The 21,574-nt window shown below is 65.4% G+C and carries 20 protein-coding genes; 7 read left to right on the forward strand and 13 right to left on the reverse strand.

What is annotated here, in order from left to right:
• Positions 1 to 2: 2 nt before the first annotated feature.
• Genes ACOJB8_RS18180 through ACOJB8_RS18225 form a run of 10 tightly spaced genes read right to left on the reverse strand, consistent with a single transcriptional unit; the run spans position 3 to position 10,493 of the window.
• Positions 3 to 665: a 4-carboxy-4-hydroxy-2-oxoadipate aldolase/oxaloacetate decarboxylase gene (locus tag ACOJB8_RS18180; RefSeq protein WP_475013497.1), complete on the reverse strand. Its 663-nt coding sequence runs from the start codon at positions 663 to 665 to the stop codon at positions 3 to 5.
• Positions 662 to 1,330, reverse strand: a complete 669-nt coding sequence (locus ACOJB8_RS18185) for an RraA family protein (RefSeq protein ID WP_342947225.1) — start codon at positions 1,328 to 1,330, stop codon at positions 662 to 664. Before ACOJB8_RS18185 ends, ACOJB8_RS18180 begins: the two co-directional genes overlap by 4 nt.
• A gap of 36 nt (positions 1,331 to 1,366) precedes the next feature.
• The gene (locus tag ACOJB8_RS18190) at positions 1,367 to 2,020 is read right to left on the reverse strand and encodes an RraA family protein (RefSeq protein WP_475013500.1); all 654 of its coding nucleotides are present in this window, start codon (positions 2,018 to 2,020) and stop codon (positions 1,367 to 1,369) included.
• Between the two features lie 40 nt (positions 2,021 to 2,060).
• Positions 2,061 to 3,059, reverse strand: a complete 999-nt coding sequence (locus ACOJB8_RS18195; RefSeq protein WP_475013502.1) for a DODA-type extradiol aromatic ring-opening family dioxygenase — start codon at positions 3,057 to 3,059, stop codon at positions 2,061 to 2,063.
• 43 nt (positions 3,060 to 3,102) lie between these two features.
• The gene (locus ACOJB8_RS18200) at positions 3,103 to 4,341 is read right to left on the reverse strand and encodes a CaiB/BaiF CoA transferase family protein (protein WP_475013504.1); all 1,239 of its coding nucleotides are present in this window, start codon (positions 4,339 to 4,341) and stop codon (positions 3,103 to 3,105) included.
• A 12-nt stretch (positions 4,342 to 4,353) separates the two neighbouring features.
• The gene (locus tag ACOJB8_RS18205; RefSeq protein ID WP_083245431.1) at positions 4,354 to 4,797 is read right to left on the reverse strand and encodes a Zn-ribbon domain-containing OB-fold protein; all 444 of its coding nucleotides are present in this window, start codon (positions 4,795 to 4,797) and stop codon (positions 4,354 to 4,356) included.
• A gap of 2 nt (positions 4,798 to 4,799) precedes the next feature.
• Entirely contained in the window at positions 4,800 to 5,963 is a 1,164-nt protein-coding gene (locus tag ACOJB8_RS18210; RefSeq protein ID WP_342947220.1) for a thiolase domain-containing protein, read from the reverse strand.
• Positions 5,960 to 7,105, reverse strand: a complete 1,146-nt coding sequence (locus ACOJB8_RS18215) for an acyl-CoA dehydrogenase family protein (protein ID WP_475013506.1) — start codon at positions 7,103 to 7,105, stop codon at positions 5,960 to 5,962. The genes ACOJB8_RS18210 and ACOJB8_RS18215 overlap by 4 nt, the downstream gene beginning before the upstream one ends.
• 18 nt (positions 7,106 to 7,123) lie before the next feature.
• The gene (locus ACOJB8_RS18220) at positions 7,124 to 8,317 is read right to left on the reverse strand and encodes an acyl-CoA dehydrogenase family protein (protein ID WP_368602136.1); all 1,194 of its coding nucleotides are present in this window, start codon (positions 8,315 to 8,317) and stop codon (positions 7,124 to 7,126) included.
• A gap of 16 nt (positions 8,318 to 8,333) precedes the next feature.
• Positions 8,334 to 10,493 carry an acetate--CoA ligase family protein gene (locus tag ACOJB8_RS18225; protein WP_475013509.1) on the reverse strand — a complete coding sequence of 720 codons (2,160 nt, stop codon included), beginning with the start codon at positions 10,491 to 10,493 and terminating at the stop codon, positions 8,334 to 8,336.
• Between the two features lie 311 nt (positions 10,494 to 10,804).
• Between ACOJB8_RS18225 and ACOJB8_RS18230 the strand changes: the two genes are divergently transcribed.
• The 7 genes from ACOJB8_RS18230 (at position 10,805) to ACOJB8_RS18260 (ending at position 17,536) form a co-directional block, all read left to right on the forward strand.
• Positions 10,805 to 11,548: a GntR family transcriptional regulator gene (locus ACOJB8_RS18230; RefSeq protein ID WP_256094894.1), complete on the forward strand. Its 744-nt coding sequence runs from the start codon at positions 10,805 to 10,807 to the stop codon at positions 11,546 to 11,548.
• 38 nt (positions 11,549 to 11,586) lie between these two features.
• A complete protein-coding gene (locus ACOJB8_RS18235) occupies positions 11,587 to 11,964 on the forward strand; it encodes a RidA family protein (protein ID WP_475013511.1) in 378 nt (125 codons plus the stop codon).
• Between the two features lie 69 nt (positions 11,965 to 12,033).
• The gene (locus tag ACOJB8_RS18240; protein WP_069266748.1) at positions 12,034 to 13,038 is read left to right on the forward strand and encodes an amidohydrolase family protein; all 1,005 of its coding nucleotides are present in this window, start codon (positions 12,034 to 12,036) and stop codon (positions 13,036 to 13,038) included.
• Positions 13,039 to 13,040: 2 nt separating this feature from the next.
• Entirely contained in the window at positions 13,041 to 14,288 is a 1,248-nt protein-coding gene (locus tag ACOJB8_RS18245) for a Rieske 2Fe-2S domain-containing protein (protein WP_475013513.1), read from the forward strand.
• A gap of 67 nt (positions 14,289 to 14,355) precedes the next feature.
• Positions 14,356 to 15,342 (forward strand): PDR/VanB family oxidoreductase, encoded by a 987-nt coding sequence (locus ACOJB8_RS18250; protein ID WP_475013515.1) that lies wholly within the window; start codon positions 14,356 to 14,358, stop codon positions 15,340 to 15,342.
• A 31-nt stretch (positions 15,343 to 15,373) separates the two neighbouring features.
• On the forward strand, positions 15,374 to 16,177 hold the full coding sequence (locus ACOJB8_RS18255) for a crotonase/enoyl-CoA hydratase family protein (protein ID WP_069266750.1): 804 nt from the start codon (positions 15,374 to 15,376) through the stop codon (positions 16,175 to 16,177).
• A gap of 24 nt (positions 16,178 to 16,201) precedes the next feature.
• A complete protein-coding gene (locus ACOJB8_RS18260; protein WP_475013518.1) occupies positions 16,202 to 17,536 on the forward strand; it encodes a 3-hydroxyacyl-CoA dehydrogenase in 1,335 nt (444 codons plus the stop codon).
• Positions 17,537 to 17,612: 76 nt separating this feature from the next.
• Here ACOJB8_RS18260 and ACOJB8_RS18265 read toward each other — a convergent pair whose 3' ends face one another.
• The 3 genes from ACOJB8_RS18265 to ACOJB8_RS18275 all read right to left on the reverse strand — a co-directional run bounded on the left by ACOJB8_RS18265 (position 17,613) and on the right by ACOJB8_RS18275 (position 21,346).
• Positions 17,613 to 18,359 carry a GntR family transcriptional regulator gene (locus ACOJB8_RS18265; protein WP_342947214.1) on the reverse strand — a complete coding sequence of 249 codons (747 nt, stop codon included), beginning with the start codon at positions 18,357 to 18,359 and terminating at the stop codon, positions 17,613 to 17,615.
• Between the two features lie 369 nt (positions 18,360 to 18,728).
• A complete protein-coding gene (locus ACOJB8_RS18270; RefSeq protein ID WP_342947213.1) occupies positions 18,729 to 19,871 on the reverse strand; it encodes a porin in 1,143 nt (380 codons plus the stop codon).
• 80 nt (positions 19,872 to 19,951) lie between these two features.
• On the reverse strand, positions 19,952 to 21,346 hold the full coding sequence (locus tag ACOJB8_RS18275; protein WP_475013520.1) for a spinster family MFS transporter: 1,395 nt from the start codon (positions 21,344 to 21,346) through the stop codon (positions 19,952 to 19,954).
• Positions 21,347 to 21,574 lie beyond the last annotated feature (228 nt).

The raw sequence follows: 21,574 nt of genomic DNA on the forward strand, positions 1-21,574 counted from the left end.
CCTCAGTGGAAGTTGTAGATCTGCATGGTAGTTTCGCCTCCCTCGATGCGCTTGCAGATCGCGGCTTCGTCGGCTTCGCGCTGCACGCCCTTCTCCACCACTTCTGCCGCGCGGGCACGCGGAACGGCCACCACACCGTCGCGGTCGCCGACGATCAGGTCGCCCGCACAAACCGTGACGTTTCCGATCATCACCGGCTCGTTGATCCAGCCGATCGCGCCAAAGTCCTTGCCCGTGCCGCGAATGGACAGCCCGCGCGAGAACACCGGGAAGCCGATCGACTCCAGCAGGTCGGCGTCGCGCACCGCGCCGTCAATCACGAGCCCCGCAAGACCGCGCACCTTCGCGGCTGTCGTCATCACCTCGCCCCAGTAGCCGTGTTCGTACATGCCGTTCGTGTAGACCACCAGCACGTCGCCCGGCTGAGCAAGCTGAATGGCGCGGTGCAGCCAGAGGTTGTCGCCGCCCGGCGAATGCACGGTGACTGCCGTGCCGCAGATCCTGAAGCCAGGCGCGACAGGCTTGATCGCAGCGGGCAGCGCGCCGATCTTGCCGCCGGCTTCGTGCAGCGTGGCTGCGGGCACCTGGCGGGCCGCGTCGACCACGCGTGCCTCGACGCGTTCGATTGAAGTGCGGATAGTGGTTGCCGAATCGTGTTCTTTCATACCTTTTGCTCCCGCGTTTGCAACTGGTGGTACTTGAACTGCTTGCGCGCTTCGTCCAGACGCATACCGCCGCGGCACGCCTCTCGAATCGCTTCCTCGGCATGATGGATCGCCTCCGCGGCATCGAGGACAGCGTCTTCGTGCTCGCGCGGAATCGCGAGCACGCCATCGGCGTCGCCGCGCAGGATGTCACCGGGCTGCACGCGCGCCTCGCCCATGTTGACGGGAATATTGGTCGCCTCGACCTGCACGCGGTCCTTGCCGGTGCGCATCCAGTGATCGCGGCTGAACACCGGATAACCGAGCTTCAGGCACAGCGAAACGTCGCGGCAGATGCCGTTGATCACAGTGCCCGCAATGCCACGGCGGTGCGCGATCTCGGTGAGAATGTCGCCCCACACGGTCGCATCTTCGCGTCCGCCGTTATCGAGCACGATGACCGCGCCTTCCGGGACGTCGTCGATATAGTCGCCCACCGTGCCCGGCGGGTTGGCGGCGGGACCGTACTTGAGCGTCCAGGCGCGTCCCGCGAGGCGGAAGTCCGTGCTGCGCGCCTTGATCTTGTAGCACTGGCCGTTGATGCCGAGCTTGTCGAGCGCGTCGGAGAGCGTGGCGGTGTCGAGCTTGCCGGCACGCTCCACGTTGCGGTTGTCGTTCGTCGTCATGGTTCTGGATCGCTTGCGTGAATTGTGAATATGCGCTCAGGCGAGCATGTGTTCGTAGTTGCCGCCCATGACCCTGCCGACTGGGACGCCTGCAAGAATCGCTTTTGCCATCGCGGCCTCCTTCGCCACAATCGTCTCCGCGGTGTCCAGCACGAGGCCGATATCGGCAGCGCGAATGAAGATCACGGCGCTGCTGTCGGCCACGACGTAGTCGCCTGCCTCCACCTGCACCTCGCCGATCTGAACCGGCACATTGGTGCCCTTTTCCACCACGCGGCCGCGTGCCGTGCGCGCCGTGGTGGCGCGGCTGAACACGGGCAATTCGTAGCCGATGGCCTCGTCGATATCGCGCACGGGCCCGTCGGCCACGACGCCGGCGACCTGGCGCACCTTCGCGGCGAGCGAGAGTAGGCCGCCCCAGCAGCCGGCTTCCACGCCGCTGCGCTGCTCGACCACGATCACGTTGTCGGCGTCGGCCTGTTCGATTGCGGTACATCCGAGGTGCACGGGCGGTCCGGGCGGCGCGTCACCGGTGCCGAGCTTGACGGTGATCGCGCGGCCCGCAATGCGGCCCTGGCCCGAGCGCTGCGGCAACCCGCTCACCACGCCGGGCAGTTTGAGTTTGTCGAGCGCGTCCGAGACGGCGCAGCAGTCGAGCCGCCGCAGGCGCTGTACATTTTGGTCAGCCATGTTCTAGTCTTCCGTGAAGGTCTTGCGCAAATGAAGCGGATCAGTCCAGCGTGCGCCACGCGGCGAAGCAAAGACCCGTGCCGGTGAGCGCGGGGCTGCGATAGCCCGGCGTGTACGAAACCCATTCGAGGTCGAGCGACTTGACCGCCTCGACCGCGATGATCCAGTTGCGGATTTCCGAACTACCCGCCTGTAGCTGCTTCGGATCGAGCGCGGCAAGCCACGCGCTGTCCTTGCGGTGGATCGCTTCGATAATGCCGTTGTCGAGCGCCTCGTCCACCACGAAGTGCGAGAGGCCGCCCGACGCGAGCACGCCCACCCTCAGGTCTTCGGGGTATGCCTCGATCAGCTCGCGCAGCGCGGCGCCAAGCTGAATGCAGCGGCGCGGCGTGGGCTGGTTCGGCGGATCGAAGGTATTGACGATCACCGGAATGACAGGCAAGTCGAGGCCCTGCAGATAGCGGCGGTGAATGAACGAGAACGCGTGGCCCTCGTACTGGCCGCCCTCCAGACCGTCCATCGCCGCCATGTCGAAGTCGCGCTCGCAGAGTTCACGAATCATCCAGCGTGCCATCTCCGACTTGACGGGATAGTGCACGTCGGCATCCGGCTCCTGGCGCATGGTGCGGGCGCGGGCGTACCAACTGTCGTTCGGGCTCGTCTCGCGCTTTGCGTTGCGGATGGTCTCGCCATAGTAGATGGCGAATGCCGGGTTATTCGTGGTACGAAACAACTCGGTCTGATCGTCACCCACCACGATCAGCACATCGAGCCGGGCTGCGCGAATACGCTCACGCAATTCATCCATCGCCGCTTCCGACCGGTCGTAGCGCTCGCCCATGCGCTCGGGCGTGACCATCGCCTCGGCGTCGGCCGGTGCGCGTTCCAGCAGGTCGCCGTACGTAACGTGATTGCCCGCCTTGTCGTAGTAGTGCGGATTCTTCGGGTCCACCGCGCGAAAGCCGTGCTGCCAGTCTTCGCGCTGCGACACCAGCATGATGCTGTGCGACGAGCCGAATGCCGCTACCAAACGTGCCATTTCGTCTCCTTCTCCTGTGCGTTATTGCTTTGCCGGCACGCGCTCAGACCACGAATGCCGCGCGCCATTGTTCGATCTGTTCGTCCGCGTAACCGAGTTCGCGCAAGATGGCCTGCGTATGCTCGCCCTGCTCGGGCGCAAGCCGCGGCGACGCTTCGCGCGGATAGCGCGAGAGCCGGAACGGCTGGCCCACGAAGGCGACCTCGCCTTTGCCCGGCAACTCGACCGGCCACGCCATGCCGAGATGCTTGACCTGCGGGTCCTCGAACACCTCGTCGATGCGGTGAATCGGGCCGCAAGGCACGCCCGATTTAATCAGCACTGCAGTCCATTCTTTCGTCGTCCGAGTCTTGAAGACTTCGCCCACAGCGCGGTTCACGGCGTCGCGGTTGGCCACGCGCGCCGGATCGGAATCGAAGCCCGCGGCGCGCGCCAGATGTTCGAGGCCGAGCGCCTCGCACAACCGTGTCCACATCGTCTGGCCGATGGCAGCGAGATTCAGGTAACCGTCCTTCGTTTCGAACACGCCGGTCGGCACCGTGAGCGGATGCTCGTTGCCTACCTGCTGCGGCACCTTTTTGTCCACGAGCCACTGTGCGGCCTGAAAATCGAGCATTGCGAGCTGTGCCTCCAGCAGCGAGGTTTGCACCCACTGGCCTTCGCCCGACGCGTCACGCTCCAGTAGCGCGGTGAGAATCGCCATCGCGCAGAAGTGGCCCGCGCACAGGTCCGCGATTGGGATGCCCACGCGCATCGGGCCTTCGCCCGGCTTGCCCGTCACGCTCATGAGGCCGCCCATGCCCTGCGCGATCGAATCGAAACCCGGCCAGTTCGCATAGGGACCGTCCTGGCCGAAGCCCGAGATGCTCGCGTAGACGAGGCGCGGATTGATCGCCCGCAGCGCGTCCGGGCCAATGCCGAGGCGGTCCTTCACGTCGGGGCGGAAGTTTTCGATGAACACGTCGGCGCGGCGCACCAGCTCGCGGAGAATCCCGCGGCCCGCGGGGTCCTTCATGTTCAGCGTGAGGCTTTCCTTGCTGCGATGCAGGTTTTCATAATCGGCGCGATTGTGGTCGCGGCCGCCGATCATGTCGTCGCCACCTGGCGCTCCGGGCGGGATTTCGAGCTTGATGACGCGTGCGCCCATGTCCGCGAAAAGACGCATGGCGGTCGGGCCCGCTCGCACCCGCGAGGCGTCGATGATCGTGAAGCGTGACAGCGCGCCTTTACGGGCGGTGGCCGCACCCTGGTCGTGCTGGGTGTCCTTGTTTTCTGCGCTCATGGGCGTTTTTCCTCAGGCCGGAGTGAACATCGGAACCGGATAGCCGCCATCGCTCGGCTCGAACACGACCTGCACGCGCTGGCCGATGGCGAGCGTGGCCGGGTCGCAGTCGACGATATTGCTGAGCATGTGTACGCCTTCGTCGAGCGTCACATAGGCCAGCGTGTAGCGCGCCTCTTCCTTGCCCATCGTGCTGCACGAGTAGATCGCGCCTTTGCCCTTCGACTCGACCCACTCCGTGTTCGCGCTCAGGCAATGCGGGCAGATGTCGCGCGGGTAGTAGTGCGTCTCGCCGCAGTCGGCGCAGCGCTTGACGAGCAGGCGCCCATCCTTCGCCGCTTCCCAGAAAGGCATCGCCTCGGGCAATACGCGCGGCGGCGAAATGCGGCGCCGGCCGGTGGCCGCGGCGGCCTTGGCCGCCTTTTCCGTAGCAGGGTTCTGATTAGTCGTACTCATCGTTAAGCCCGTTCCAAAATGAGCGTTGCGGCCGTATGACGCGAAGCCAGTGCGCCGCCGATTCCGTTCGCCAGTGCGATATCGCAGTTCGGCACCTGCACGGCGGGGTGCGCTTCGCCGCGCAACTGGCGCACGGCCTCGATCACCTTCGTGACACCGCCCCGGTTCGCGGGATGGTTGTTGCACAGGCCACCGCCATCGGTATTGAAAGGCAGCTTGCCCACGCCCGAAATCAGGCCGCCGTCCTGCACGAACCTGCCGCCCTCGCCCTTCTTGCAGAAGCCGAGGTCTTCGAGCTGCATGAGCACGGTGATCGTGAAGCTGTCGTAGAGCGACGCATACTTGATATCGGCGGGCGTCAAACCTGCTTCGGCGAACGCTGCCGCGCCTGACCACTTCGCCGCCGACCACGTGAGGTCGATCTTGCCGCCGCCAGCGTGCTTGGGCGCTTCGCCCGTACCGCGCACCTTCACGAGCGGGCGCTTCAACTGCTTCGCGATCTCGGGACGCGCCACGATGAGCGCGCCGCCGCCATCGCTCATCACGCAGCAGTCCAGACGATGCAGCGGGTCAGCGACCATCGGCGAGTTCACGACGTCTTCGACGGTCACGACGTTGCGCAGCATCGCGTTGGGGTTGTGCTGCGCGTGGTGGGACGCCGCGACCTTGATCCACGCGAGTTGCTCGCTTGTGGTGCCGTACTCGTACATATGGCGCTTCGCGACCATGCCGTACAGATTCTGTGTGGCCGGGCCGAACGGCAGCTCGAACTGCACTTCGGGCGCGTCCGGGTCCGGCGCCTTGAGCGAAAGCGCTGCGCCCGCCGCACGTGGGCGGCCCGCAAGCGTGATCAGCGCGATATTGCAGCGGCCGGCCGCAATCGCTTGCGCCGCGTGCGCGACGTGCAGGATCGGCGCGGACCCGCCGCATTCGGTCGAATCGACGTGGCGCAGCTTCAGGCCGAGGTATTCGGCAATGGTCGTCGTGCCGAGGCCGGGCGCATCCCCCGCGCAGAAGTAGCCGTCGATGTCGTCTTTCGTCAGGCCCGCGTCTTCCAGCGCGCCCTTCGCGACGTCGGCGTGCAGGCGCGCGACGGAAAGGTCGTCCGCTTTGCGCGTGGGGTGCTCATAGGCGCCGACGATACAGGCTTGTCCGTTCAGAGTCATTCGGATTCCTTATCGAGTCGTTGCACCGTAAAGCGGTTCAGATGCCAGGTGGCGTCACCGTAGGTCATGTTGATCGCGAACATGCGCTTTGCGTAGTGGCCCGCGCGGCACTCTTGCGTCATGCCCATCGCGCCATGCAGCTGAATCGCCCATTCGCCCGCGTTCTTGCACACATCGCCGATAAAGGCCTTGACGGCGGAGACAAAGCGGCCACGGCGCGCCGGGTCGTTTTCATCGACGGCCATGGCCGCCGCGCACGCCATCGACTTGCCCTGTTCGAGCGCGATCAGCATGTCGGCCACGCGGTGTTGCAGCGCCTGAAACTTCGCCAACGGCGCACCGAATTGCGAGCGCGTATTCAGGTGCTCGGCGGTCAGTTCGAGCAGCGCTTCCAGCGCGCCGACCGACTCTGCGCACAGCGCCGCGTTCGCGCGGTCGAGCGCGGCTTCGATGAGCGCGTGCGCTTCGCCGGCCTCGCCGATCAGGTCGGCTTTGGTCACGATCACGTTGGCGAAGCTCACGTGGGCCGCTTCGCGTGCGTCGATCGTCGCAAAGCGGCGCAGCGTGATGCCTTGCGCTTTGGCGTCGACGAGGAAAAGCGAGAGGCCATGCATGTCGCCGCGCTCGCCCGAGGTGCGCACGGCTACCACGAATGCGTCGGCGATCGCGCCGTCGAACACGAGTGTCTTGGTGCCGTCGATGCGCCAGCCGTCGCCCGTTTCCTTCGCGCGCACCGCGATGCGCGCAAGCTCGTAGCGCGCATCGGCTTCGCCCACCGCGAGCGCAAGCACCTTCTCGCCGCACGCGGCCGCTTCGAGCCATTGCGAGCGCTGCTGCGCGCTGCCCGCCGCGCCGATCAGCGCAGCCGCCGGCAAGCCACTCGACAGCCAGCCTGCGCCGCCCAACGCGCGGCCGAGTTGCTGCGCGACGAGCATCGTTTCCACCGCGCCGTAGCCGCTGCCGCCCTGTCCGGCGTCGATGATGAGGCCCGTGATGCCGAGTTCGGCGAAGCCCTGGCGGCGGTGTGCCGCAAGCGCCGCGTCTTCGGTGTCGCCGCGCCGGTGCGCGGGAAACTCGCCGTCGCAGAAGCGGCGTACCGCGTCTTGCAGCGCGACGTGATCTTCAGTCAGAGAAAAGTCCATGTTTATTCGTGTCCCGCTTCAGGCATTGAAGAACGCGCGGCTGATCAGGTTGCGCTGCACTTCGTTCGTGCCGCCGTAGATCGACAGCTTGCGTGCATCGAAGTAGTTGGCCGCGACGGCAACGGTCTCTTCCGGGCTCGGCGGCTCGTGGCCCGCCTGGTCGAGCAGCGCGGCTTCGTCGAACGGAATGCCGTCGGGCCCTGCGACTTCCGCGAGCAGCGCGTAGATCGCCTGGCGCAGCTCGGTGCCGCGCACCTTGAGCATTGACGCCTCTACCGCCGGCACGGGGCTCTGCTGGTTTGCGCTCAGCATGCGCAGGCCCGTGAATTCGAGCGCCATCAACTCGATTTCGAAGCGGCTCACGCGCGCCTCGAATAGCGGATCGCCGGCGAGGCCCTGCTGCTTGCCAAGCTGCTTGACGCGCGCGAGCTGCTGCTTGCAGGAGCCGATGCCCGCAATGCCGGTGCGTTCGTGGCCGAGCAGATACTTGCCGTACGACCAGCCCTTGTTGATCTCGCCGACGAGATTCTCGACCGGCACGCGCACGTTGTCGAGATAGACCTCGTTGAGGTCGGTGCCGCCTTCGAGCATGCGAATGGGGCGCAGCTCCACGCCCGGCGACTTCATGTCGATCAGCAGGAACGAAATGCCTTCCTGCGGCTTGGCGGTCGGGTCGGTGCGCACCAGCGCGAACATCATCTCGCACCAGTGCGCGTACGAAGTCCAGACCTTGTGGCCATTCACGACGAAGTGATCGCCGTCGCTGTCTCTGGAAAGCACGGCGGTGGTGCGCACGCTGGCGAGGTCAGAGCCCGCACCCGGCTCCGAGAAGCCCTGCGCCCACCACGTTTCGCTGCGGCGGATTGCGGGCAGGTAGCGCTCTTTCTGCTCGGGCGTTCCGAACGCATTGAGCACAGGGCCCAGCATGTTGATGCCGCTCGCGATGATGCGCGGCGCGCCGCCAACGAGCGTTTCCTCGTCGAAGATATAGCGTTGCAGCGGCGTCCAGCCAGGGCCACCGGCCTCCTTCGGCCACGACGGCGTGATCCAGCCGCGCTCGTACAGATGCGTGTACCACTCGACATAATCGGCGCGCTCGATGCGCAGGCCCAGTTCAGCCTTGCGCTTGAGTGCGGGCGAAAGGTTCTTCTTGACGAACTCGCGCACCTCGGCGCGAAACGCCTCGTCCTCTGCGGAGAATTCCAGTCTCATTGATTCATTGTCCTTATTAGTGATGTGCGCCGCTGTTTGCGCCCTGCGAACCGCACACGACGAGTGCATCGAGCGCGAGCACGCGGTCCGGGTAGGCAACGAGCGGATTCACATCGATCTCGGTGATCTGCGGGTTCGCGCGCATCTGCGCACCGATCGCGGCCACGGCCTTCGCGATGGCGGCCACGTCCACACCTTCGGCGCCGCGCACGCCGTCGAGCAGCGCGGCGGCCTTCAGGCGGCGCAGCTCGACCACGATGTCGGTTTCGGCCATGTCGGCGGGAATCAGGCGCACGTCCTTGAGCGCTTCGATCCAGATGCCGCCCAGGCCGACCAGCACGACGGGGCCCCATTCGGCGTCACGCCTGGCGCCCACCACGAGTTCGAGACCGCGCTGGCCCATCGCTTCGACAAGCGCACCGTCGAGCCGCAGCTCGGGGCGATGCGAAGCCACGCTCGCGTGCAGCTTGTCCCAGCCGGCGCGCAGCGAGGCCGCATCGGCGAGACCGACCACCACGCCGCCCACGTCGCTCTTGTGCGGCAGTTCGCTCGCCTGCGCCTTGAGCACGACCGGATAGCCGATTTCATCCGCAATCTTCTGCGCTTCGTCGATCGTCTTCGCGAGTCGCCCCGGCGGCACCGGCAGACCCGCTGCGGCAAGCCATTGCTTGCCCTGATATTCGGCGTAAATACCGTTCGCCGGCACGGCGCCCGGCAGCGCGATCGCGGCTGGCTGCGCCGTTTGCGCGCGCTGTGCTCGCTGCAGCGATTCGCCGTAGGCCGCCACGCGTGCGCAGGCGCGCAGCGCGCGGTCCGGCGAACGGAAGAACGGCACGCCGCTCGCGGCAATCGCTTCGACGAAGAACGGCTCCAGCACGTTGTTGTCGCCCATTACCGCAAGCACCGCGGGCTTGGTGGCGCGCGCGAGCGCGGGCACGAGGTGGTCGGCCTTGTCGCGCTGCGCGATGGGAGGGCCGCCCATGATCGAGAGGACGAGGCTGCCGATGTTCGGGTCGGCGAGCACCGTGTCGATCAGTTCGCCGATCAGGCCGGGGTTGCGCACGCCGATCGTCGTGTAGTCGAGCGGGTTGTCGGCCACGGCGAAGTCCGGCAGCAGTTCGGTGAGCTTCCCGAGCGTCGGCTCGGTGAGCGGCGGCAGGTTCAGACCGATGTCGTCGGCGAAGTCGAGCGTAATGTTCTTCACCGCGCCCGATGCCGTCATGACCGCCGTACCCGCTGCGGGCGGCACCGGGAAGCGCGCGAGGATCGTCGTGGTGTCGAACAGTTCATCGAGCGAATCGACCACCACCACGCCTTCGCGCGCGAGTAGCACGCTCGCCGTGGCATGGTCGCCTGCGAGCGCGCCGGTGTGCGACTGTGCCGCTTCGCGCGCTCGCGCGCTCTTGCCCGGCATCAGCATCACGATCGGCTTGCCTGCCGCACGCGCTTCGCGCGCCAGCGCGAGGAAAGTCTGCGGGCGGCGCACCTGCTCCGCATACACGGCGATCGCAGTCGTCTGCGGGTCGGCGATGAACCACGCGAGATAGTCCTCGATGCCAAGCACGGCTTCGTTGCCGGTCGAAACGGCCGCCGTGATCGGCTGGCCGCGGCCCATGAAGGCGTCGCGCAGGTTCGCGGCCATCGCGCCGCTTTGCGCAACCACGCCAACGCCCTTGCGACCCGCGCACGGATATGGCGCGAGCGCCTCGAAAGTGACCGGCACGCCGGCCTGGAAATTGGTGAAGCCCATGCAGTTCGGACCGATCAGCGCGATGCCCGCGGCGTTCGCGGCCTCAGTGAGCGCCTGCTGTTTCGCACGGCCTTCCTCGCCTGCTTCGGCGTAGCCCGAAGCGAAGATCACCGCCGCGCCCGCGCCGCGCGCGCCCAGCGTGTAGACGGCGTCGAGCACACCGGCTTCCGGAATGCATAGCACCACGAGGTCGATGCCTTCGGGCAGCGCGTCCACGCTCTTCACGCACGGGCGGCCGTTGATTTCCTCGCTGCTGCGCGACACGAGATGGATCGCGCCCGCAAAGCCGAAACGCTCCAGGTTCTGCAGCACGAAGTTGCCGAACGAGCGGGGATCGGCGGAAGCACCGACGATCGCGATCGAGCGCGGCTTGAGCACGCGTTCGACGGACAACACGCCGCCTGCTTCGGAGAGTGACTTACTCATCAGGTCATGCCTCTTCTTGATTGCGATCCCGGCACTGGCAAACCAGGATCAGTTCGATTGAGAGTCATTCTGGCATACCACAACCGCTTTCTCAATACACCAGAGGCACATTTACCAGGTTAGTGTTTTCCCCTAACCGCACCCACCCGGGCCACCTATCAGACGGCATCTCATTGATTTTAATATCTTTTAATTGTCGCTCGACGTACATCCAGCAAACGGCGCGACCGTATAAGAAAAGCGCCGCCTTGAATACCACAACATCATTTTGGTATATTTAAGCCATCCGAACCCCAACGACCGTCCTTTCCATGAAACCTGTAGCCGACCTGACCGCCGAACGCGACGGCGCAGCGCCCGCCCATCCGGCAGCCGCGCCCCGTATGCGAGCGAGTCTCGCGAACGACATTCGCGAGACGCTTCAGGCCGAGATCGAAACTGGCCAGCTCGCGCCGGGCATGCCGATCGACGAGCGTGCGCTCGCTGCGCGCTTCAACGTGTCGCGCACGCCGGTGCGCGAAGCGCTTCAGCATCTCGCGGCGCGCGAGCTGGTGGTGATCTCGCCGCGCCAGGGCATGACCGTGGCGCGGCTGTCGATCGCCAAGGTGCGCTCGATGCTGGAGTACATCGGGGAACTGGAGGCGCTGTGCGCACGCTTTTGCGCAAGGCGCGCGAGCGACACCCTGCGCGAGGCGCTCGACCGCGCGCTGATGGCGTGCCAGCAGGCCGCAGTGGAAGGCGACGCCGGCGAGTACGCACGCGCCAATGCGCTTTTTCACGACACGATCTACGAAGGCAGCCGCAACGAGTGCCTCGCCGACCAGATTCGCGCCGCGCGCCGCCAGTCGGCGCGCTACCGCGTGGCCGACCTGCGCAACCGCAGCCAGATCAGCCGCTCGCTCCAGGAGCACTTCGAGATCGCGCGCGCCATCCAGGCCGGCGACGAAGCGAAAGCCGCCGAGGTGATGCGGCGTCACGTTCCCGCGGGCACGACCGGCTTTTCCGAATTCCTCGCCGCCGTGCCACGCCACTTCTTCGACTTCGGCACCGACTGAGATATCCAGTCATCCTGAATAATCCATACGGAGACACCATGCCCCGCTCCATCGACGTCCCAGGCCTCTTGCATAACGCCCCGATTCCGGTGGGCGCCCGCGTGGCCAACGTGCTGTGCTCGTCCGCGATCGCCGGCAAGGACCCGGCCACCGGCAAGCTCGCCGCCGGCCCCGCCGACCAGGCCCGCCTCGCGTTCGACAACCTCGAGCGCTTTCTCGACGCAGGCGGTGCGACGCTCGCGGACGTCGTGAAACTCACCGTCTATGTGAAAGACGACAGCGTGCGCGAACACATCAACGCGCGCTGGCTCGCCTTCTGGCCCGACCCGGCGCAGCGGCCCGCACGCCATATCGTCGTGCACGACCTGCAGCACGGCATGGCTCTTCAGCTCGAAGCAATCGCCGTCGCGCCCTGAACGCGCGGCCTCCACCACCAACGTCAAGCAACGCAGCGCATCCGTCCATTCATTGAAAAAGGTTCCAACGTGATCATCGACTCCCACGCCCACGTCGTCATGCCACCGCAAAGCTTCCGCTACATGGCGGAGCTCGTTGGCGGCCGCGCCAACCCGTCGACCAACCCGAACATCCCGGACGAAGCGGTGCGCAAGCAGGCCGAGGAACTCGTGCGCAGCATGGACGCCGTCGGCACCGACGTTCAGTTCATCTCGCCGCGCCCCTACCTGCAAATGCATTCGGTGAAGCCGGCGCGCGTGACCGAGCTGTGGACGCGTCACTGCAACGACCTGATCAAGCGCTTCGTCGACATGTTCCCGGACCGCTTCCGTGGCGTGGCCGGCCTGCCGCAGTTCATGAACGAATCGCCCGCCGAAAAATGCGTGGCCGAACTGAAGCGCTGCGTGAATGAACTGGGCTTCGTCGGCACGCTGCTGAACCCCGATCCGACCGAAGGCGAGGGCCCCGCGCCGGCCGGCCTCGGCGATCCGTTCTGGTATCCGCTCTATGAAACGATGACGGCGCTCGACGTGCCCGCACTGATCCACTCGGCCGGCAGTTGCAGCCCGCGCGAGTCGTACACGCTGAAGTTCATCAACGAAGAAAACATCGCGGTCATTTCGCTGCTCGAATCGGACGTGTTCCAGAAGTTCCCGAACCTGAAGATCGTGGTGGGCCACGGCGGCGGCGCGATTCCCTACCAGATGGGCCGCTTCCGTTCGTGGGCCGTGCGCCGCAATCATCCACAGACTTTCGACGAACAACTGCGCAAGCTCTACTTCGACACCTGCAACTACTCGAAAGATTCGATCGAGCTGCTGCTCAAGGTGGCCGGCACCGACAACGTGCTGTTCGGAACCGAAAAGCCGGGCACGGGCAGCGCGCGCGACCCGATCTCGGGCCGCGACTACGACGACATGAAGCCGGTGATCGAAAGCATCGAGTGGCTCACCGAGGAACAACGCAGGAACGTGTTCGAGTGCAATTGCCAGCGCGTCTATCCGCGTGCGTTCCGCCACTATCAGGAGGCCTGAACATGGCCATGACCGCTGAAGAAAACGATCTGCTCACGCGCGTCGAAAACGGCGCGCCGATGGGCGAGATGATCCGCCAGCATTACTGGATCCCTGCCGTGCCGTCGGCGAAGCTCGAAGCGGATGGCGCGCCCGTGCTGGTTCGCCTGCTTGGCTCGAACTTCGTGGCGTTTCGCGGCACCGACGGCAAGGCCGGCGTGATCGACGAGCTTTGCCCGCACCGCAAGACCTCGATGATGATGGCGCGCAACGAGAATAACGGCTTGCGCTGCATTTTCCACGGCTGGAAGGTGAACGTGGAAGGCCAGGTGGTCGAAGCGCCGAACCAGGTTGGCGACCAGGCGCAGTTCTGCAAGCGCGTGAAGACGAGTCAGTACAGCGTGGAGGAGCGCGGCGGCATCGTCTGGATATGGCTCGGCAAGGGCGGCGAGAACGCCGGGCCGCCGCGCTTCCCCGACCTGCCGTTCACTCAGCTGCCCGCCGGGCAGCGCTCGGTCACCTGCGTCGAAGTGCCGACCAACTGGGTGCAGGGCGTCGAGGCGTCGATGGATTCGTCGCACGTGGGCGTGCTGCACGAATCGACCACGCAGATCACGGCTGGTGGCGGCAACGAACGCATGCACATGACGAAAGCGCTCGCGCCACGCCTTGAGTTCGAGGACCGGCCATACGGCTATCGCTACGCCGCGCTACGCGATTTGCCCGACGAAAAGGTCTATGCACGCGTCAACAATTTCGTGATGCCGTGGTACGGCATCATCTGCGCGCCGGACTCGAACGGGCCGAGCACGGTGTTCTTCTCCACGCCCGTGGATGACGTCACGCACCGCGCCTGGTTCGTGCACTTCAACCCTACGCGCAAGCTCGGCATGACGGTGATGTCGGCTACGCCGGATGTGTGGAACTTCCCGCCGCTGCCGCCGGGAACGCGCGAAACCGGCTTCGGTCAGAACCGCGACCTCATGAAGCGCGGCCACGCCACCGGCTTTCACCAGCACCTGGGGACCGAAGACTTCGCGATGTTCCTCGGCCAGGGCCCGATTGCGGACCGCACCACCGAGCAACTCTGCTCCGCCGACGGCGCCGTGCTGCGCGTGCGCGGGCTGCTGCTCAAGTCGGCACGCGAGTTCATGGCCGGCAAGACGCCCACGCTCGCCGACAACCCCGAACTCGACTACTCGCGCGCGATCTCGATCGGCGGCGTGCTGCCGGTCGGTTCGGACTGGCGTTCGCTGACCGATGCCACGTAATCGTATGCAATCCTACGTAAGCCACCGAATTACACCCGCATAACACCGTATCTCCGGAATGACTTCGATGCTTGCTCCCCTGCTGCTCATGCTGCGCGTCGCGGCGATCGACACCCCGACTTCGCTCATCAAGTCGTATACGCTCGAAGCGGCCGACGGCGCGTTGCTGCCCGGCTTCGAGCCTGGCGCGCACCTTCAGGTCGAGATCCCGTCCCCGACGGGCGGCGTACCGCAGTGGCGTTCGTATTCGCTGATCCATCTCGATCCGTCCGTCGATCCTCGCGGTGGCGTTCCGGCCTACCGGCTCGGCATCCGCCGCGAGGACGAAGGCCGCGGCGGCTCGCGCCACATGCATGCGCTGGAAGTGGGCGCCACGCTCAACGTGCGCGCGCCGGTCAACCATTTCCGGCTCGCCGCGCCGCCGCGCGTGCTGCTCGTCGCGGGCGGCATCGGCATCACGCCGATCGTCTCGATGGCCAGCGCCCTCGCCGCACAGCAACGCGAATTCGAACTGCATTTCAGCGGCCGCACGCGCGAGGCGCTGCCCTTCGTCGATGAACTCCGCGCGCTCGCGGGCAAAAGGCTCGTGCTGCACGCCGACGACGATCCGGCCACGCGCCTCTCGGTCGACGCGTTGCTCGACGGCGCTCAGGTGAACCAGCCGATCTACGTGTGCGGACCGGCGGGCATGATCGAAGCGGTGCTTTCAGCGGCGCGCCAGCGCGGCTGGCATGAATGTGATCTGCACTACGAGCTGTTTGCCGAGGCCGTGGCGCACGAAGGCGACGCCGCATTCGAAGTCGAACTGAAGTCGTCGGGCAAATGCTTCACGGTGCCCGCCGACAAGTCTCTGCTCGATACGCTGATCGAAAACGGCGCCGACGTGATGTACGACTGCCGCGCCGGCTACTGCGGACTGTGCACGACCAAAGTGAGCAGCGGCGAGATCGAGCATCGCGACGTCTATCTCTCCGAGGCGGACAAGGCCAGCGGCAAGGTCATGCAGGTTTGCGTGTCGCGTTGCAAGAGCGGCCGCCTCGTGCTCGACCTCTAACACTTTCCACGCAATTCAAGCGGAATCCAGAATGAGCAAAATCCTGGTTACTTATGAACTCGACGGCCCGGTCGCCCTGATCGGCCTGAACCGCCCTGACAAGCGCAACGCGATCAACGAAGACGTGATCGCCCAACTGCGCGCCGCCGTCATGCGCGCGGGCGAAGAAGCCGACGTTGGCGTGCTGTTCGGGCACGGCGGCAATTTCAGCGCGGGTCTTGACCTGCGCGAAGCGCTTGCGCGCGCAACCGGTGAGACCGCGGCCCCGCGCAAGCGCCGCCGCCACTCATGGCACGAAGTGTTCGACATCATTGCGCGCGGACCGATTCCTTTCGTCGCGGCGCTGCACGGCGCCGTGGTGGGTGGCGGCCTCGAGCTCGCGACGGCGGCCCACGTGCGCGTGGGCGACTCGACAGCGTTCTTCGGCCTGCCCGAAGGCCAGCGCGGCATCTTCGTGGGCGGCGGCGGCACGGTGCGCATTCAGCGCGTGATCGGCTACACGGTCATGGCCGACCTCATGCTCACGGGGCGCCTGCTCTCGGCCGAAGAAGGCTTACGCGAGCACGTCATCACGTATCTCACGCCGCCGGGCGAAGCGCTCGCCAAGGCGAAGGAGCTGGCCGCGAAAATCGCCCAGAACGCGCCCGATACGAACTGGCGCATCACCAACCTGCTGCCGCGCGTGAACGATCTTTCGCACGAGGACGGCCTCTTCCTTGAATACATGAGCTCGAATATGGCGCGCTCGCCCGAAACCGCGAAGCGCCTGCAGGCGTTCGTGGATGGCAAGGCGAAGCCGCTCGAGCGCCCCGACACCCGCAAGACCACGGCATAACGACAGCGTGAGGCGCAACGAATCATGAATGCATCAAACGAACTGAATCCGCAGGAAGCGGTCGCGCGCGAAGCGGCGCTCGCGCACGTGAAGGCTGCCGAGAAGACAGCCGCGCAAATCCCGGTCGGCGACGCTGCGCCGCGCCCGGTCGCGCAGGCCGCCGTGATCGGCGCAGGCACGATGGGTGGCGGCATTGCGATGGCGCTGGCCGCCGCTGGCATCCCCGTGACGCTGATCGACGCGAACGAGGAAGGCCTCGCGCGCGGCCTCGCCCGCATTCGCGACAACTACGAAAACAGCGTGAAGCGCGGCAAGCTCGACGCCGCCGTGCGCGACGAGCGTCTCGCGCGCATCACGGGCTCCCTCTCGATCGCCGACGTGAAGAACGCCGACATCGTGATCGAGGCCGTATTCGAAGACCTCGCGCTCAAGCAGGGCATCTTCCGCGAGCTGGACGTGCACGCGAAGCCGGGCGCAGTCCTCGCCACCAACACCTCGGGCCTCGACATCGACGAGATCGCCGCCGTTACGAAGCGCCCCGCCGACGTGGTGGGCGCGCACTTCTTCAGCCCCGCGCACGTCATGCGCCTGCTCGAAGTCGTGCGCGCCGCGCAAACCGCCAACGACGTGATCGCCACGCTCATGGATCTGGGCCGCCGCATGGGCAAAGTGTCGGTGCTCTCGCGCATCTATCCGGGCTTTATCGGCAATGCGCTCTTTCGCAACTACAACCGCGAAGCGCACTTTCTTGTCGAAGACGGCGCACTGCCGCACGAAGTGGATGCGGCGCTCAAGGCGTTCGGCTACGCGATGGGCATCTTCGCCGTGCACGACATGGCCGGCAACGACGTGGGCTACCAGACGCGCAAGGCGCAGATGACGACACGTCCCACCGACCGCCGCTGGAACGATCTCATCATGAAGCTCGTGGAAATGGGCCGGCTCGGCCAGAAAAGCGGCAAGGGCTGGTATCGCTACGAGGCGGGCAGCCGCGAGCCGCAGCGCGACGAAGAACTGGAGCGCTTCATCGTAGAGGAATCGGAACGCATGGGCATTACCCGCCGCCCGATATCCGCCGGGGAAGTCGTCAAGCGCTGCGTGTACGGCATGATCAACGAAGGCGCGAGGCTGCTGGAACAGGGTATCGCGCTGCGTGCGAGCGACATCGACGTAGTTTACGTGACGGGCTACGGCTTTCCCGCGCACCGCGGCGGCCCGATGTACTACGCAGACCAGATCGGCCTGGCGAACGTCTATCGCGACATCCAGCGGCTCCATGAGGAGTATGGCTACTGGTGGAAGCCCGCACCGCTCCTGGAAAAGCTCGCGGCGGAGAACGGCCGCTTCGGCGATCTGTGACGCAACCGCTGTCCCGCAGCCGCCGCGCGTACGCGCACGGCGGCCGTTACGGCGCCCGGCCGAACGGGCGACGCTTTCACTCTTCGTCCTGCTCGGCGTCGAGCGACCCGGCCTCGGCCGAAGCCGTTTCGCGCGCGTGGCTCATCGGCGCGTCGTTGAAGAACTCGGCCGGCAAGGTGGCGAGGAACTCCGAGAAGCCCGCGTCGCCGCCCGGCGAATGCTGCGCCATGACTTCCTCGGCGGTCGCCTCGTCGCCCGAAAGCAGCGCTTGCGCGAGGCGCTGGTGGTCGGCGATCACCTTCTCCCGGCGGCTCGGCGCCAGAAACAACTTGGGGCGATAGCGTGAAATCAGGCGGCGGATCGCCCGGATCTGCTCGGCCAGGTAGTCGTTGTGGCAGGCCTGACAGATCACCTCATGGAATTCGGCATTGCTGCGCGCAAAACGGCGGGCGTCGCTCTGGTTCAGCGCTTCCACGCCTTCGTCGATCGTGCGCTGCAGTTCCACGCGCTGCTCGTCGTTCATGCGGCGGGCGGCCAGGCGCGCCGAAACGGCTTCCAGCTCGTGCAGCAGTTCAAGCATGTTCCGCAGCTGCGGGACCGTCATCTTTGTCACGAACACGCCCTGGCGCGGCACGATCTGCACATACTGCTGCGCGGCAAGCTGCTGCAGCGCCTCGCGAATGGGCGTGCGCGACACATTGAAGCGCGCGGCGAGCGCGCGCTCGTCGAGCGCGGCGCCCGGCACGAGTTCGCCTCGCTCGATTTCCGATTCCAGGAGCGCCTTGATTTCGGCGGACCGGCTCAGTTTGGGTGGCAGACTCATTGAATGGCTGACAGTGGGTTCGAAGGGCCATATCGGCGGCTTGCAACTGCCGATGGCGTTTAAAATCCATATGATACCGTCAGGTATACCAAACGCCCAACTGTGTGTTACCCCAATGAAAAGGGAATGATCGAGTCGCCGGAGGGCATCCGTGCGCGCGGACAGCAACTCAACCCGCGCAAGAGAGTGGCATTCTCCTTACCCCGGCTTGGCGCCCCAGGGCTTCGCGCGCGAATGCCCGCCAGGTCCATGCGGTCCTGGCGGGCATGTAGACAAACGGTTTGAACCGGCCGACCTGTCGAGTAGGATTCCTTAAAAAAGCGCCGGCACCCGGAAACTCAATCCAGCTACCGGCGCGTCGCGAAACGATTAGAAAGTGTGTCGAATACCGATCTGCATAGCCAGCTGGTTGGCCGTGGTCGATGCGAGGTTACCGTACAGCGAGCCGCCAGCTCCCGGAACCGAGTACGGCGTCGAAACGAGGAAGCTGTCCGCGAACTTCTGCCCCGCGAACGCATGCTGGAATACGCCGAACATGTAGACGTCGGTGCGTTTCGAAAGGTGATAGTCCACGCCGGCGCTGTAGAGGTCGTACTTGCCAAGGCGGTGCTGGTCTACATAAGTGAACCCGCCGCCCACCGTGAGCATCGGCGAGATCCTGTAGCTCGTGCCGACCTCGTAGGCGTTCACCGTGACGACACCACGCGGGCTCTTCGACGCATTCGTGTACGTGTACAACCCATTGACCGACCATGCATCGTTCAGGTTCACCATGCCGCCAACGGCAACCGTGTAGATCGACTCCGCGTCGAGCGCAACCTGCGCCATCGTGCCGACGCCGCGCGTTGCGTTGCCGCCGTCCGTCTTTGTGATCACGGCAGCCATCGAGTACGGTGCGTTGAACGTGCCGGTCGGGCTGTACTTGATGCCGCCGCTAATCACGCGCGGGTTACCGGTCGGCGTGCCGCCGAAAGCGCCTGCGATATTGCTGAAGCCATACATCACGCCCGCGCCGAAGCCATGCCAGTTAGGCGTTTCGTAGCGCACCATGTTGCTCACCGGCTCGCCCGCGAGGCGGTCAATGTCGTAGGCGCCGTGGAACGCATACGAAGGCGCGAACTGCGCGACGTTCGTGTAATAGGAGATGTAGTCGTAAATGAAGTCGTAATCGTAGCCGGCGATCAGCGTACCGAACCTGTCGCTCGACAGTCCCACGAAAGCGCGGCGTCCGAACAACGCGCCGCCGTGGCCCGCGGCGCCGGTGTTCAGCGAAAAACCGTTCTCCAGCGTGAAGATCGCCTTCAGTCCGCCCCCCAGATCCTCCACGCCTTTCAAGCCCCAGCGCGACGCCTGGTTGATGCCGTCATCCATTTTCCAGAGCGAATGACCGCCCGCGTTGCTCACATAGGTGAGGCCATTGTCGATAATCCCGTACAGCGTCACGCTGCTTTGCGCGTGCGCGCCACCCGCCATCACGGCCGCTATCGCGCCCGCCAAAACCTTCTTCTTCACTTGACGATCTCCTGAAATTGCGGGCTTTTGCACCCGCTTTTATTGCTGGTGTATTCCCATCGGCTGGCGCCGGCTTCGAACTACTTGCTGCGAGAGAGGTGGCGCGAGGCCAGGAAGTAATGGACAGCCGACCATCCGAGCGCCACGCTGACCGCCAGCATCGCGTAACGAATGCCGTGAGCCGAAGCATCGTGACAGGCCGACGCGAAGGCTCCCTGACCTGCGGCAACTGCGCCATGCAGGCCGTGTGCGCCGCCAGCCGCGCAAACCAGCTTGAACTGGCCTTGCGTGAACAGGCGTGCCGCAAGGTGATCGCTCAGGAATCCTACAGTGGTCGGACCCAAACCCTGACCCACCAGATTCATGAGCAGGAACACACAGGCCGACGCGGTGGCGCGCATGCGCGGTTCGACGATGCCGTGCACGACGGCGAAGGTCGGGCCATTCCACATGCTCAGCATGATCGTGGCGCAGAAGATCAGTGCCACCGCGGCGGGCCATTGCCCGAGGGTGAGGGCGAATGCCACGAGCGGAAAGCCGATCGCCGTGCCGAGCGCGGGCACCCAGGCATACCAGCGCCGATTCTTCACGCCCAGCGAATCGGCGAGCAGGCCGCCCAGCGGGTTGCCGAGCAAACCGCCCACACCGATCATGAGGCCGAAGATCAGCCCGGCCTGCGCGAAGCTCAGGCCGTACACGCGGTTCAGATAGACGGGGATGAACAGGTTGACGCCGTACTGCGCGAACCCGCCGATCACGGTGCCGAGCAGCATGTGCACGAAGGCGCGGCTCTTGAACAGAACGGCGAGCACATCGCGCAGCGGCGGCACGGGGGCCGCAGCGTGCGCACCGCCCTCCTCCGCCCCGCCGCGCTTCGGTTCGCGCAGCGTGACCCAGGCAAGCAGACCGAAGATGAGTCCCGGGAGGCCGACCACGAAGAACACCGGGCGCCAGCCCATGTGCTGCACCATCAAGCCGCCGCCTAGCGCGCCGGCAAGCACGCCGATGGGCGGCCCGAACGCATAGATGGAGAGCGCGCTCGCGCGGCGGCGCGGGCCAAACTGGTCGGAAATCAGCGAGTGCGCGGTGGGTGTGCTGCCGGCCTCGCCAATGCCCACCCCAAGTCGGTAGAGCAGCAATTGCCAGTACGCACCGGCAGTGCCGCACAGCGCCGTCATGACCGACCAGGCACCAATAGAAAGCGCGATCAGCACGACACGGTTGAAACGCTCGGCGAGACGCGCGATCGGCAGGCCCAACAGCGAATAGAAGATCGAGAACGCGAGCCCGTTCAGCAGCCCGAGTTGCAGGTCGCTCAGGTTCATCTCGATCTTCATCGACTGGCCGACGACCGCGATGATGATCCGGTCGACAAAACTCGACGCATAGATCAGAACGAGGAGTAGCAGAAACCAGCTGCGGTACCAGCCGGTTTCGGACCTCGCTCCGATGTTCGGGGCCGTCAGTTCCTTCATTTGGTGTCTCCGAGGTGAACCTTACGTCATGTTTGGCTCGCCGTTTGTATGCCACAAAGCGTCTGTGGGATTTTTTGAGGATTCTGTAGCATAATTTTTAGGTGCGCAAGGCTAACTCGCGTCAAAGGCATCCTCGTTTTCACTAGGACGAATCGTCTAATCAATGCAGTCCCCGGCGACCGGATAAGTCCTGGCAAGCCGCAAATGCGCGCTGACCAAGGCGCAGAC

This window comes from Paraburkholderia sp. BR10141, assembly GCF_056155635.1.